Source organism: Streptomyces sp. NPDC006372 (genome assembly GCF_040612515.1).
Lineage (GTDB): Bacteria > Actinomycetota > Actinomycetes > Streptomycetales > Streptomycetaceae > Streptomyces.
This window is the reverse complement of sequence record NZ_JBEXQJ010000001.1, coordinates 566,476-580,227: the sequence shown is the minus strand read 5'-3', so window position 1 is coordinate 580,227 and position 13,752 is coordinate 566,476. Positions and strand designations below refer to the sequence as shown.

Annotated in this window: 13 protein-coding genes and 2 tRNA genes; 12 read left to right on the top strand and 3 right to left on the bottom strand. The window is 70.3% G+C overall.

Features of this window, described 5'->3' with window-relative positions; all coding sequences use genetic code 11:
- Window positions 1–71 precede the first annotated feature (71 nt).
- Window positions 72–1,214, bottom strand: coding sequence for a M48 family metallopeptidase (locus tag ABZ016_RS02620; protein ID WP_356914695.1), 1,143 nt, complete (start codon window positions 1,212–1,214; stop codon window positions 72–74).
- 121 nt (window positions 1,215–1,335) lie between these two features.
- Here ABZ016_RS02620 and ABZ016_RS02615 point away from each other — a divergent pair, with 121 nt between their 5' ends.
- The 10 genes from ABZ016_RS02615 to ABZ016_RS02570 all read left to right on the top strand — a co-directional run bounded on the left by ABZ016_RS02615 (window position 1,336) and on the right by ABZ016_RS02570 (window position 6,505).
- Complete coding sequence (locus tag ABZ016_RS02615; RefSeq protein ID WP_356914694.1) at window positions 1,336–1,497, top strand: hypothetical protein; 162 nt, start codon at window positions 1,336–1,338, stop codon at window positions 1,495–1,497.
- A 165-nt stretch (window positions 1,498–1,662) separates the two neighbouring features.
- Window positions 1,663–1,827: a hypothetical protein gene (locus tag ABZ016_RS02610; protein WP_010041970.1), complete on the top strand. Its 165-nt coding sequence runs from the start codon at window positions 1,663–1,665 to the stop codon at window positions 1,825–1,827.
- Between the two features lie 63 nt (window positions 1,828–1,890).
- Window positions 1,891–2,634: a nicotinate-nucleotide adenylyltransferase gene (nadD, locus tag ABZ016_RS02605; protein WP_356914693.1), complete on the top strand. Its 744-nt coding sequence runs from the start codon at window positions 1,891–1,893 to the stop codon at window positions 2,632–2,634.
- Window positions 2,635–2,650: 16 nt separating this feature from the next.
- On the top strand, window positions 2,651–4,342 hold the full coding sequence (locus ABZ016_RS02600; protein ID WP_356914692.1) for a LytR C-terminal domain-containing protein: 1,692 nt from the start codon (window positions 2,651–2,653) through the stop codon (window positions 4,340–4,342).
- Window positions 4,343–4,449: 107 nt separating this feature from the next.
- Entirely contained in the window at window positions 4,450–4,896 is a 447-nt protein-coding gene (gene rsfS / locus ABZ016_RS02595) for a ribosome silencing factor (RefSeq protein ID WP_003990189.1), read from the top strand.
- Entirely contained in the window at window positions 4,887–5,558 is a 672-nt protein-coding gene (locus tag ABZ016_RS02590) for a histidine phosphatase family protein (RefSeq protein ID WP_356915038.1), read from the top strand. Before rsfS ends, ABZ016_RS02590 begins: the two co-directional genes overlap by 10 nt.
- Before the next feature lie 76 nt (window positions 5,559–5,634).
- Window positions 5,635–5,707 (top strand) — tRNA-Ala (locus ABZ016_RS02585).
- Between the two features lie 200 nt (window positions 5,708–5,907).
- Window positions 5,908–6,081, top strand: coding sequence for a hypothetical protein (locus ABZ016_RS02580; RefSeq protein ID WP_356914691.1), 174 nt, complete (start codon window positions 5,908–5,910; stop codon window positions 6,079–6,081).
- 3 nt (window positions 6,082–6,084) lie between these two features.
- Window positions 6,085–6,318 carry a hypothetical protein gene (locus tag ABZ016_RS02575; RefSeq protein ID WP_003990186.1) on the top strand — a complete coding sequence of 78 codons (234 nt, stop codon included), beginning with the start codon at window positions 6,085–6,087 and terminating at the stop codon, window positions 6,316–6,318.
- Between the two features lie 114 nt (window positions 6,319–6,432).
- Window positions 6,433–6,505, top strand: a tRNA-Ala gene (locus tag ABZ016_RS02570).
- 101 nt (window positions 6,506–6,606) lie between these two features.
- Here the strand turns inward: ABZ016_RS02570 and ABZ016_RS02565 are convergent.
- Window positions 6,607–8,217, bottom strand: a complete 1,611-nt coding sequence (locus ABZ016_RS02565) for an NADH-ubiquinone oxidoreductase-F iron-sulfur binding region domain-containing protein (RefSeq protein WP_356914690.1) — start codon at window positions 8,215–8,217, stop codon at window positions 6,607–6,609.
- The gene (locus ABZ016_RS02560) at window positions 8,214–9,482 is read right to left on the bottom strand and encodes a cytochrome b/b6 domain-containing protein (protein WP_356914689.1); all 1,269 of its coding nucleotides are present in this window, start codon (window positions 9,480–9,482) and stop codon (window positions 8,214–8,216) included. Before ABZ016_RS02560 ends, ABZ016_RS02565 begins: the two co-directional genes overlap by 4 nt.
- 466 nt (window positions 9,483–9,948) lie before the next feature.
- Here ABZ016_RS02560 and leuS point away from each other — a divergent pair, with 466 nt between their 5' ends.
- Together leuS and ABZ016_RS02550 are read left to right on the top strand one after the other, a co-directional pair.
- Window positions 9,949–12,831 carry a leucine--tRNA ligase gene (gene leuS, locus ABZ016_RS02555; RefSeq protein ID WP_356914688.1) on the top strand — a complete coding sequence of 961 codons (2,883 nt, stop codon included), beginning with the start codon at window positions 9,949–9,951 and terminating at the stop codon, window positions 12,829–12,831.
- Between the two features lie 156 nt (window positions 12,832–12,987).
- Entirely contained in the window at window positions 12,988–13,725 is a 738-nt protein-coding gene (locus tag ABZ016_RS02550; RefSeq protein WP_356914687.1) for a hypothetical protein, read from the top strand.
- Window positions 13,726–13,752: the final 27 nt, after the last annotated feature.

Genomic DNA, 13,752 nt, shown 5'->3' with positions numbered 1-13,752 from the left:
CGGCACCCGCAGGCTCAGAGGGGCTCAGAGGGGCTCAGGGGGCACACAGAGGCCTGGCAGGCTTCGAAGCCTCAGTTGTCCTCGCGCGGCGGCTGGTCGTCCCCCTGGGCGTCCGACGAACCCGACGCGCCCGAGGAACCCGGCGTGCCCGGGTCGCCCGGCGGCTTCGGGGACGAGTTCGTGAAGCCGCCGAAGCCGCGGCGGACCCGGTCGCCCAGGTCGCCCGCGCCGCCGGCGAGGTCGGTGACCAGCTTCATCAGCGGGTCCTTGGAGCTCTTCACATGGGTGGTGTAGTGATTCGCCGAGTCCCGCCAGGAGTCCCGGACCGAGGTGTCCTTGTCCTCGTCGCGCCGCGGGTAGTGGCCGTCCATGACCCGCTGGTAGTCCCGCGACTCGGCCCACTTCTTCAGCTCGGCCGCCCGCACGGTGGTGAACGGGTGGGAACGGGGCAGCACGTTGAGGATCTTCAGTACGGAGTCGCGCAGGTCGCCCCCGGCCTCGTACTCCTCGGCCTGCTCCAGGAACGCGTCCACGTTCATCTCGTGCAGATGGTTGCCGCCCGCGATCTTCATCAGGCCCCGCATGGACGCCTGGAGGTCCTGCCCGACCAGCAGGCCGGCCCGGTCCGCGGACAGCTCCGACTTGCGGAACCACTCACGCAGCCCGGTCACGATCGCCATGATCGCGAGGTTGCCCAGCGGGATCCAGGCGACCCGGACGGCGAGGCTGGTCAGGAACAGCAGGATGGTCCGGTAGACCGAGTGCCCGGACAGCGCGTGCCCGACCTCGTGCCCGACGACCGCCCGCATCTCCTCCTCGTCGAGCAGCTCGACGAGCCCCGTGGTGACGACGATGATCGGCTCGTCCAGGCCGATGCACATCGCGTTCGGCACCGGGTCCTGGTTCACGTACATCGGCGGGACCTTCTCCAGGTCCAGGATGTAGCAGGCGTCCCGCAGCATCACGTTCAGATGGGAGAACTGCTGGTCCGAGACCCGCACCGAGTCGGACAGGAACAGCAGCCGCAGACTGCGCTCGGGCAGCAGGCCGCTGAGCGCCTTGAACACCGTGTCGAACCCGCTCAGCTTGCGCAGGGCCACCAGGGCGGAGCGGTCGGCCGGATGCTCGTACGTACGCGAGGAGATCCCGGGGAAGCGCCTGCGCTGCCTGCTCGGCACGTGCTCGTGCCCGTTGTGCTCGTGGCCGTCGGACATGTCTTCCCCCATGCGTCTGTGGCCTTTGCGGCCCTTTGTGCGGCCCTTTGCTTCCCCGAGGCAGTGCCCAGCCTAGGCGGAGTTACGGTGGTCGGGCAGTACAGCGAAGGAGACCACCGCCATGGAGCACCACCCCGCAGCAGCCTGGCTCGCCGAGGCCGCGACCGCCGCCGACGGCCGAGGGGGGCCGGGTGTGCTCCGGATCGTTCTCCTCGTGATGATCGTGGGGTGTGTGCTGACCGGGTGGTTCCTGCTGCGTGGCTACAGACGGAAGGACGACTGAGCCACCGGGAAGGTTCCCCCGCCGAACCCCGGGACCGGGCCGGGCGGCGGTACGCGCCACCGCCCGCGGCAGGATGAGGCGGAGTCGGCGTGATCGCGTCCGAGGCGCCCGCTTACGATGAGCCGACGTCTTTATCCCGCCCACACGCGATAGGTCCTGCCGAAGATGAGCTTCCACAGCACCGCTGCCCAGTTGGTCACCCTCGCCGCCGAGGGCGAGGAGCACGGCGGAAACCACGAGAGCCTCAGCCCCTACCTCACCGGTGGCGGCGCCCTCTTCGCCCTGCTGCTCCTGCTGTGGATCACCACCCGCTTCAACCGCGACCGCTGAGCCCGGCAGGGCATCCCCGGGGGCGAGAGGAGCCCTCAGCCAGGGCCGGTAGGGTCTGCACGCATGGGAGAGCAGGACATGCCTACCGGTCCGGCGAACGAGACGCCGCACGACCCGGCACAGGACACGGCGAGCGGCACCGAGCGACACTCGGAGCCCCGCCGTGCCGCCGCGGCCCCCCGCCGGACCGACGGCCCCGGAGACGGCCGGCCGCAGCCGGGCAAGCGCCGCCTCGGCGTCATGGGCGGCACCTTCGACCCGATCCACCACGGGCACCTGGTGGCGGCCAGCGAGGTCGCCGCGGCGTTCCACCTCGACGAGGTGGTGTTCGTCCCCACCGGCCAGCCCTGGCAGAAGAGTCACCGCAGCGTCTCCCCGGCCGAGGACCGCTATCTGATGACGGTCATCGCGACCGCCGAGAACCCGCAGTTCTCCGTGAGCCGCATCGACATCGACCGCGGCGGCCCCACCTACACCGTGGACACCCTGCGCGACCTGCGCGCGCTCAACCCCGACACGGACCTCTTCTTCATCACGGGCGCCGACGCGCTCGCCCAGATCCTCACCTGGCGGGACAGCGAGGAACTGTTCTCCCTCGCGCACTTCATCGGCGCCACCCGGCCGGGCCACCACCTGGACGACTCGGGACTCCCGGAGGGCGGTGTCTCGCTCGTGGAAGTTCCCGCCCTGGCCATCTCCTCCACGGACTGCCGTGCGAGAGTCGCCAAGGGCGACCCCATCTGGTACCTGGTGCCGGACGGAGTCGTGCGCTATATCGACAAGCGCGAGCTGTACCGCGGCGAGTGAGCCGAGAGGGGCACCGGTGAACGACCGATACGACCCGGGGTACGGGGGCGACCAGTACGAGCTCGTCGGCTACGACGAGTACGGCCGGCCTGTCTACCGGCAGGTCCCGGCGCAGCAGACCCAGACCTACGACCCGTACGCCCAGCAGGGCCTACCGGGACAGCAGGGGCAGCAACAGGGCTACGGCTACGACCCGTACGCGGCCGGGCAGCAGCAGACCCCGCCCGCGTACGACTACGGCGGCGGGCAGTACGGCTCCTACGACCCGTACGCCCCGGGCCCCCACCAGGGCGGCCCGGCCGCCCACGACCCCTACGGCCAGACCGCGGCCGGCGCCGGCACGGCCCAGCAGCCGCGCGTCGCCGAACAGACCGCGCACATCCCGCAGCAGGCCGGACCGGCCGACGACGAACTCCCCGACCGGTCCGAACCGGACTACCACACCGAGCAGTTCGCCTTCGTCGAGGAGCCCGACGACAACTCCGAAGACGTCATCGACTGGTTGAAGTTCACCGAGAACCGCACCGAGCGCCGCGAGGAGGCCCGGCGCCGCGCCCGCAGCCGGATCGTCGCGCTGGCGGTCGTCCTCGCGCTCGTGGCGGTCGGCGGCGTCGGCTACCTCTGGTACGCGGGGAAGCTGCCCGGTCTGTCCTCCGAGGACTCCGCGACGGGCACCGCCACGGCCGCAGGCGCCCAGAAGCGCGACGTGATCGTCGTCCACCTGCACAACACCAAGGGCGGCACCTCCACGGCCCTCCTCGTCGACAACACCACCACCAAGCGGGGCACCACCGTCCTGTTGCCCAACTCCCTCGCCCTGACCAGCGACGACGGCACCACGACGACGCTCGCCAAGTCGGTCGACGACGACGGCTCGGACGGCACCCGCGACGCGCTCGATACGGTCCTCGGCACCGACATCGAAGGCACCTGGCGCCTGGACACCCCCTACCTCCAGAACCTCGTCGACCTCGTCGGCAACATCGAGGTCGACACCGACACCGACGTCCCCGACCCGGCCGCCAAGAAGAAGGGCCAGGCGCCCCTGGTCAGCAAGGGCAAGGGCCAGACCCTCAGCGGCAAGATGGCCGTCGCCTACGCCACCTACCGCGCCCCCGGCGAGGCCGAGAACGCCCAGCTGGAGCGCTTCGGGCAGGTCATGCAGGGGGTCCTGCGCAAGATGTCCTCCGACCCGCAGGGCGCGACGACCACGATCCAGACGCTGGCGCTGATCCTCGACCCGTCCCTGACCGACAAGGACCTCGGCTCCTTCCTCGCCGGGCTCTCCGACCTCGCCAAGGGCGGCGACTACCGGACGGATCTGCTGCCCGTCCAGAACGACGGCACGCTCAGCGCCCAGGCCAGTGCCGGCGTGGTCAAGAACGTCCTCGGCGGCACCGCCAAGAGCCCCGACAAGGGCGCGGCGGTCAGCGTCTCCGTCCAGAACGCCAGCGGCGTCAAGGACAACACCGAGAAGGCTCGCGTCGTGCTCCTCAACGGCGGCTTCACCTTCCTGGAGGGCGGCACACCCGGCGCCCCCCGGGCCACCTCCGAGGTCGTCTACGCGGACGCCGCCCACAAGGCGGACGCCGCCGAGGTCGCCAAGACCCTGGGCCTGCCCGCGGGCTCCGTCACCAAGGGCAAGATCTCCGCGAACGCCGGCATCGCCGTGGTCCTCGGCCAGGACTACAAGCCCTCGTCCGACTAGGCGCGGCAGGAGCGCGCCCCCCCAAGGGATCCCCGTAATCGCGTGGGGGGCGCGCGACGGTCCGTGAGACCCTTGAGGGCAAGCGACCGCCGACCGAAAGCCGTGTAGTGACCGTCACCGACCGCTCCCAGGAGCTCATCAACACCGCCGCCCACGCGGCCGCCGACAAGCTGGCACACGACATCGTCGCCTACGACGTCAGTGACGTGCTGTCCATCACGGACGCCTTCCTGCTGGCCTCGGCACCCAACGACCGCCAGGTCAAGTCGATCGTCGACGAGATCGAGGAGCGGCTGCAGAAGGAACTCGGCGCCAAGCCGGTGCGCCGCGAGGGCGACCGCGAGGCCCGCTGGGTGCTGCTCGACTACGTCGACATCGTCGTGCACGTCCAGCACAGCGAGGAGCGCGTCTTCTACGCCCTGGAGCGGCTGTGGAAGGACTGCCCCGAGCTCGAGCTGCCCGAGGACGCCAAGGCCACCCGGGGCAAGGCCGAGGAGCACGCCAAGCTGCGGGCGGCCGAGGAGGCGGCGGAGCTGGACGGAGACTGGCGGTGAGCCCCTTCGGCGAGCCTGCCGGGCCGGGCCGGGGCCGCCGCGTCATCCTGTGGCGGCACGGCCAGACCTCGTGGAACGTGGAGCGTCGCTTCCAGGGCACCACGGACGTCGAACTCACCGAGACCGGCCTCGCCCAGGCGCGCCGCGCAGCCCGGCTGCTGGTCGCCCTGAAGCCGGACGCGATGGTCGCCTCCGACCTGAAGCGGGCCGCGCGCACGGCCGCCGAGCTCGCCGCGCTCACCGGCCTTGAGGTGACCCACGACGAGGGTCTGCGCGAGACCTACGCGGGCGTCTGGCAGGGCCTGACGCACGAGGAGATCATCGCGCGGTACGGCGAGGAGTACACCGCGTGGAAGCGCGGTGAGCCGGTGCGCCGCGGCGGGGGCGAACTGGAGACCGAGGTCGCCGACCGCGCCGCCCCCGTGGTGCTCCGGCACGCCGAGAAGCTCCCCGAGGGCGGCACGCTCGTCGTGGTCAGCCACGGCGGCACGATCCGCACCACCATCGGCCGCCTCCTCGGCCTGGACCCCCACCACTGGGAGAGCCTCGGCGGTCTCTCCAACTGCTGCTGGTCGGTGCTGGGCGAAGGCGCCCGCGGCTGGCGCCTGCTGGAGCACAACGCCGGCACCCTGCCGGAGCCGGTGCTCGGCGACGACGACTGACCCCCGGATTTCACTTTCCGGCAGGTCGCAGGCTAAAGTTCTTCTTGTTCGCCCCGCCCGACGGGGACGGACACGAGGGGCTATAGCTCAGTTGGTAGAGCGCCTGCATGGCATGCAGGAGGTCAGGAGTTCAATTCTCCTTAGCTCCACGTCAAGATCCCGTTCCCGGTCAGGGGGCGGGATTTTTCATGCCCCGGGTTGAGTCGGTCGGCCCTGCTGAGGCGTATACCTCTACGGTCACGACGCCTGCCGTGTCCGGACTGGTACTGAGGCGTCGCTGACCGTATTGGTCCGGCCGTGGCAGAATCAAACGGCCGGAAGGGGGCGCGGCCCGACGGGAGGAGTAGCGATGCCTGCGAGCATCCTCGAGGAGGTCGACCACCTTCTCGGAGCAGCGATGACACGAGATCTGTCCACCCGCCTCAGCTGCCCTTCCTGTGGTTCCGCGCACGTGGCCCAGATGCTCGGCGACAACGGGGGGATCTCGTACGTGTGCACCGCCTGCGGCCACAGCTGGAGCTGATCGATGGGTGCCCACAGGCGGAAGTGCGACTGGTGCGGCAGCGGGACTCCGATCGTCCGCGACATGGAACCGCTCAATGCCGACTACCAGTACTGGTGCGAGGAGTGCGCGCGGGCGCTGATCATAAAAGGCGACCCGATCGTGACGTACCGCGAACTGGAGGGTGAGCCGATCTACGGCCGGCTCCTGGAGGAGCACTGCACGCTCAAGCGGTTCTATTCGTTCGTCACGGCCTGAGGTCCGCGTCCGCCATACCGGGCATTTCGGGCAAGGCGAAACCGATTTGGTGTTGGGCCCGATGGGCCAGTAATGTTGGCGTCGCCGCCAGGGAAACCGGGGGCAACACAACGAGGGGCTATAGCTCAGTTGGTAGAGCGCCTGCATGGCATGCAGGAGGTCAGGAGTTCAATTCTCCTTAGCTCCACAGAAGTTGAGAAGGCGGGCCATCCGATCGGATGGCCCGCCTTCTTGTGGTGTGTACACGTACGGCGGGCTCCCCCGGAGGGGAGCCCGCCGTACGTCCGTTCAGCGGCCGAGAGCGCGGCGGCCGCGGCCCTGGGAGAGGACCGGGAGATTGCGGGACGGAGCCTGGCCGCGGGTGTCCTCCTCGATCCGCAGGGCCAGCGCCGGGCAGCGGCGCACCGCGCGTAGAGCCTTGGCCTCGGCATACCGCGGCACCTGCGCCTGCGCCACGGTGGGGAAGCCGTCCGCGCCCAGCTGGAACACCTCAGGCAGGATGTCGGCGCACAGGCCGTGGCCCCGGCACAACGTCCAGTCGACGTAGATCTTCTGACGGCTCGGACCGCTCTCCTCGGACTCGCCGCCGCCCGGGATGCCCGTAGGGGCCCTGCCGCCCTCGAAGAGCGGCAGAACGCCCTCCACGGGCCGTCCGCAGCCGTTTCCGAGGACGTGGGCGGCCAGGTCGTCCGTGAACGCCTTGATGGTCGACTCCAGGAACATCGCGGAGCCGTCCGGGTGTGAGCACGCGCCGCGCCGCTTCACGTTCTTGGCGACCTGCTTGAGGGCCTCCAGGGCGGCCGGCCCGCCGCCGTTGAGGATGTCCTCCAGGCCGCGCGCGGCGGCCGGCAGACCGAGGTAGCAGGGGCCGCACTGGCCCGCGCTCTCCTCGGCCAGCCACTGCGCCACACGCAGCGACTCGCCCAGCGGGCAGGTGTCCTGAGTGATCGGCAGAATCGCGCCGGCGCCGAGCGCGCCGCCCACCGCGTCCAGGGAATTGCGGGAGACGATCGCCTCGTTGACCGTCGCGGCGTCGATCCACTTGCCGTGGTAGCCGCCGGTGAGGACGCCCTGCGGCACCGGCGGGGCGCCGGCGAGCTGCAGGACGTACCGCAGCGGCACGCCCGTCGGCACCTCGACCACCATGGGGCGGGCGACCGCCCCGGAGACCGTGAGCATGACGGTGCCCGGCTCGTCGTACAGGCCGGTGTTGCCGTAGCGCTCCGGGCCGATGCGGGCGGCGATGGCCAGCTGGGCGAAGGTCTCGGCGTTGGACAGGAGCGTGGGCGCGCCGCCGACGCCGTTCTGCGAGGCGCTGACCTTGCGGCCCGGCGGGACGGCCGGGCCGCCGTCGATGGAGCGGATCAGCGACGCGGCGGCACCGGTGACCATGCGGACCGGATTGCGCTGGACGCGCGCCCGCAGTGCCGACCGGCGGCCGTTGCTGAGGCCGCGTTCGGCCAGGGCGGCCTCCATGGAGCGCTGTGTGGACTCACGGGTGACCCCCACCACGAGCGTGCGGGCACCCAGGGCCTCGGCGCACAGCAGCGCGCCGTCGAGGATCAGGTGCGGGGCACGGTTGATCAGCACCGTGTCCTTGCGGCAGGCCGGCTCGTCCTCGCTTCCGTTCACGACGACGACCGGCCGGACGCCGCGCTTGATCGCCGCCTCGGCGACCGAGCGCAGCTTCTTGTGGAAGGGGAAGCCCGCGCCGCCGCGGCCCTTCAGGTTGATGCGTTCGGCGAGTTGCGCGAGCTGCTCGCCGCCCATCGGCTCGAGCGGCCCGTGCACCTTCAGGTGCATGGGCAGATCGAGCCGATCGACAAGGTCGAAGCCCGACGTGAGCTGGGGAAGACCGACCACGCGGACTTCGGGTACGTCAGGCAAAGCCTCGTTCACTTAAAGCCTCCGGAAGGCGTGTTCCAAGGTTCGCCCGATCCCGGTGCGTCGAAGTCGTAGGACGCACCGGGATTTGTTTCATTGGCGGGACCGCTGTTGTACGTGTCGTTCGGGTAGTACGTGTCGTAGACCGCGTTTGTCTCACCCGTGTCGTACACGTCACTCGATCCGTAGCCGGAGGCGCCTGGATTGCCATAGGCCGGGATGCTTTGTCCGGTGTCCTGCAGGGGGTCGTAGGGCGGGATGTTGAAGCCCGTGTCCTGGAGCGGGTCGTAGGCCGACGGCGGGGCCTCGCCGACCGGCGGCGGGGACGGGATCGGCCAGTTGCCCGAAGTGCTGGAGGGGCCGTCCACGGTCGGGATGGTCTGGGTGGGCTGCATGTCCAGCGGCAGCTCGGTCCGGGTGGTGGGCCCCGGCGCCGCGAAGGCCTGCTGGCCCTGGGGCGGGCCCGAGACGGCCCGATAGGCCGCGGCGAAGCCGTTCGCGGATTCCTGGGGCGCGGGGCGTTCCGCCTTCTCGTACAGCGGTCCCGACGGGGACGCCGCGGCCCCCGCGAACGCCTCCCGGCCTTCGTAACCGGGCAGCGAGAAGCCGGTGCTCGCCCGGGAGCGGCTGTCCTCCAGGTCCCTGAGGGCCTGGCTCCCCGGGGAGCCGAAGACGCTGGTGAGCTTGTCGGCGACCTTGCGCTTGACGGGGCGCGGGGCGGCGCGCAGGGCGAGGGCTCCGGCCACCCCGGCCAGGGACAGGCAGTACAGGATGACGAAGATCGGCTTGGCCGAGCGACCCGCGTAGAGGCCGTGGATCAGGGCGGCGCACCAGGCCGGGTAGGCCAGCATGTGCATGGCGCGCCAGCGGGCCGCGACGGGCGCCGGGGAAGCGAAACGGTTGCGCAGGACGCCCGTGACGCCGACGAAGATCATGAGCAGGCCGGCCAGGGTGCCGAGGCCGATCAGGTACGCCCGGCCCGGGTCGATCTCGTCGTCGGTGAGGAGCAGCCCGAAGGGGATCAGTGCGGCCACGAACGAGGTGTGGGCCAGCGCCAGCTTCACTCCGATGTGCACCAGGAGGAAGACGATCGAGGCGACCGCCGTGGTCCGGTGCACGGCCTGCGCCAGGATGCGTGCGCGCGTGTCGAGGAGGATCCGGTCCTGGGCCACCAGCCCCCAGATCACCGAGCAGGAGAGACACACGAGGGACAGCACGCCGGCGCCGAAGTTGAGGAAGTCGGCGAAGGAGTCGTCGACCGTGGAGTCGTAGGTCGTCACGGCCGGCCTCCCCACATCCCGGCGAGCGGGTGTAGCGAGCTGTTACTGCGATGAGGGTTCATGGGGGCAACTCCGAGCGGTTCGGGAAAGCGGTCCCGCCGTCGAACTCTAAGCCGCGCCATACCGATGGGTACGAGGTTTGAGTTATTGCGTTGTTATCAAAGGACAATGTGGCTGTTGTGATGTCCCTTAGTTACTGTTACGCGAAGTAACTTTTGACCCAAGTTCAGTGTTTCGGGCGCTGAGAAGGCCTCCGGAAGCGCGTCGCGGGGCGCTGGAGGCCTGCGGTACCCTAACGCCATGCGTGCCGTACGCCTTCTGCTTAGCGGGCCGCGCTGATCAGTCCCGGCCACCGGACGAGTCGAGTGGCCGGAATCGGCGCGGCGTCCCCTCCTGTGCGAGGGGATTTTTCGTTTCTCGAACCACACAGCCGCAGGCAGAGACGATCGATGGAGCTTTGAGGATCATGAGCGAGACGAACCCCGCCGCTGCCGCCGCTACGTCGGCGGAGGTGGCGCCGCACCGCTACACGGCCGCCATGGCTGCCGAGATCGAAGCACGCTGGCAGGACTTCTGGGACGTCGAGGGCACCTACGCCGCGCCCAACCCCAAGGGCGACCTGGCGGGCGACCAGGGGACCGTCGCCAGGCCGAAGAAGTTCATCATGGACATGTTCCCGTACCCCTCGGGCGCGGGCCTGCACGTCGGACATCCTTTGGGCTACATCGCCACCGACGTCTTCGCGCGCTTCCAGCGGATGACCGGCCACAACGTCCTGCACACCCTCGGCTTCGACGCCTTCGGCCTGCCCGCCGAGCAGTACGCGGTGCAGACCGGCACGCACCCGCGCGTGTCCACCGAGGCCAACATGGAGAACATGAAGTCCCAGCTGCGCCGACTGGGCCTGGGCCACGACAAGCGCCGGTCGTTCGCCACGATCGACCCGGACTACTACAAGTGGACCCAGTGGATCTTCCTGCAGATCTTCAACTCCTGGTACGACCACGAGGCGCGCAGGGCCCGCCCGATCTCCGAGCTGGTCGACCTGTTCGAGTCGGGTGAGCGGCCCGTACCGGGGCACACGCGCACCTGGAGCGAGCTGAGCGCCGCCGAGAAGGCCGACGTCCTGGGCGAGTTCCGGCTGGCCTACGCCTCCGACGCGCCGGTCAACTGGTGCCCCGGGCTGGGCACCGTGCTGGCCAACGAGGAGGTCACCGCCGACGGCCGCTCCGAGCGCGGCAACTTCCCCGTCTTCAAGGCCAAGCTGCGCCAGTGGAACATGCGCATCACGGCCTACGCCGACCGGCTGCTGGAGGACCTGGACGCGCTGGACTGGCCCGAGGCCATCAAGCTGCAGCAGCGCAACTGGATCGGCCGCTCCGAGGGCGCCCGCGTCGACTTCCCCATCGACGGCGAGCGCATCACCGTCTTCACCACCCGCCCGGACACCCTGTTCGGCGCCACCTACATGGTGCTGGCGCCCGAGCACCCGCTGGTCGAGAAGTTCACCCCGGCCGCCTGGCCCGAGGGCACGCACGACGTGTGGACCGGAGGCCACGCGACCCCGGGCGAGGCCGTCGCCGCCTACCGCGCCCAGGCCGCGTCCAAGTCCGACGTGGAGCGGCAGGCCGAGGCCAAGGACAAGACCGGCGTCTTCATCGGTGCGTACGCGACCAACCCGGTCAACGGCGAGCAGGTCCCGGTCTTCATCGCCGACTACGTCCTGATGGGCTACGGCACCGGCGCCATCATGGCCGTCCCGGCCGGTGACCAGCGCGACTTCGAGTTCGCCCGCGCCTTCGAGCTGCCGATCCACTGCATCGTCGAGCCCACCGACGGCCGCGGCACCGACACCTCGACCTGGGAGAACGCCTTCTCGTCGTATGACGCGAAGATCATCAACTCGTCGAACGACGAGGTCGTCCTGGACGGGCTGGGCGTCGCCGAGGCCAAGGCGCGCATCACCGAGTGGCTGGAGAGCAAGGGCATCGGTGAGGGCACCGTCAACTTCCGGCTGCGTGACTGGCTGTTCAGCCGTCAGCGCTACTGGGGCGAGCCCTTCCCGATCGTCTACGACGAGGACGGCATCGCCCACGCGCTGCCCGAGTCGATGCTGCCGCTGGAGCTGCCCGAGGTCGAGGACTACTCGCCGCGCACCTTCGACCCGGACGACGCCGACACCCAGCCCGAGACGCCGCTGTCCCGCAACGAGGACTGGGTCAACGTCACCCTGGACCTGGGCGACGGCCCGAAGAAGTACCGCCGCGAGACCAACACCATGCCCAACTGGGCCGGTTCCTGCTGGTACGAGCTGCGCTACCTGGACCCGCACAACTCCGAGAAGCTGGTCGACCCCGAGGTCGAGCAGTACTGGATGGGCCCGCGCGAGGGCATGCCGCACGGCGGCGTCGACCTGTACGTCGGCGGCGCCGAGCACGCCGTGCTGCACCTGCTGTACGCGCGTTTCTGGTCCAAGGTCCTGTTCGACCTGGGGCACGTCTCCTCGGCCGAGCCGTTCCACAAGCTGTTCAACCAGGGCATGATCCAGGCCTACGTCTACCGCGACAGCCGTGGCATCGCGGTGCCCGCAGCCGAGGTGGAGGAGCGCGACGGCGCGTACTACTACCAGGGGGAAAAGGTCTCCCGGCTGCTGGGCAAGATGGGCAAGTCCCTGAAGAACGCGGTCACCCCGGACGAGATCTGCGCCGAGTACGGGGCCGACACGCTGCGCCTGTACGAGATGGCGATGGGCCCGCTGGACGTCTCCCGGCCGTGGGACACACGCGCGGTGGTGGGCCAGTTCCGGCTGCTGCAGCGGCTGTGGCGCAACATCGTCGACGAGGCGACCGGCGAGGTGACCGTCGTCGACGCCGAGCCGGACGAGGAGACGCTGCGCGCCCTGCACAAGGCCGTCGACGGGGTGGGCGGCGACCTGGAGGGCATGCGGTTCAACACCGCCATCGCCAAGGTCACCGAGCTGAACAACCACCTGACCAAGGCGGGAGGGGCGGTGCCGCGCTCCGTCGCCGAGCCGCTGGTGCTGATGGTCGCGCCGCTGGCCCCGCACATCGCCGAGGAGCTGTGGCGCAGGCTGGGGCACGAGGACTCGGTGGTGCACCAGGACTTCCCGGTGGCCGACCCGCAGTACGTCGTGGACGAGACCGTGACCTGCGTCGTGCAGATCAAGGGCAAGGTCAAGGCGCGGCTGGAGGTCTCGCCGGCCATCTCCGACGAGGAACTGGAGAAGGTCGCGCTGGCGGACGAGAAGGTCGTCGCCGCTCTCGGCGGGGCCGGGATCCGCAAGGTGATCGTGCGGGCGCCCAAGCTGGTGAACATCGTCCCGGCGTGACGTTCGGCCCGCAGGCCGCCTGGCCTGGCGTTTCGCGGGGCTCGGGGTAGTCCCCTACGGGCAGGTTCGGGGTTTTTCTGGAACTCCGGGCCTGCCTGTTGCGTTTACCGTGGAAGAGCGACGTGAGGTGTGCCGCGACAGCCTGAGGAGAAGCCGGTGGAAGCAGTGATCGCAGTATTCGCTCTGCTCTTCGTGCTCTTTCTCGGGCTCGGCGTGTACGCCACGGTCAAGGTGGTCGGCGCCGCCAAGCGCGGTGTGGACCGCGGCATCACCCAGGCCCGCCGTACGGTCGAGGACCACACCCTGCGGGCCAAGTCCTTCGTCCAGCCCGGCGCGGCGGGCGAACTCGCCCAGCTCCGGCTGAAGCTGCGCACCTCGATGCGTGCCACCCAGGACGCGCTGCACGCGGCAGCCGCCGAGGACCAGTCCATGAAGGAGTCCGTCGGCCTCTTCGAGCGGCTCAGCGCGCACGGGCACGAACTGGACGCCGAGCTGAAGCGCCTGGAGTCCGAGCCGAACCGGCCAGCGGTCTCCGAGCGGCTGCCCGAGCTGCGCGAGCGCACCGAACGCATCACACAGTCGGCGGACGCCCTGCGCTGGGCGGCCCGCGACCGCGCCGGCCGCTTCGCCGAGGACGACCTGGACACGCTCAGCGCCCAGATCGACGTGGAGGCCGGCGCGCTGCGGCACTGGACGACGACACCGGAGTCCCGGCCCGCCCCGCCGCCGTGGCCCGACACTCCCGCCGCCGATGCGCCCACGGCCGGGCAGACCTGGCCGGAGGCCCCGCGGTCGAGCCCGGAACAGGAGCCGGCACAGCCCGCCATCGCACCGGCCGCACCGCGCCCCACCTACCCCTGGCAGAAGAAGCCCCGCCCCGAGAGCACCACTTGATCCGGCCACTCGCGGTACAGGGCGCAG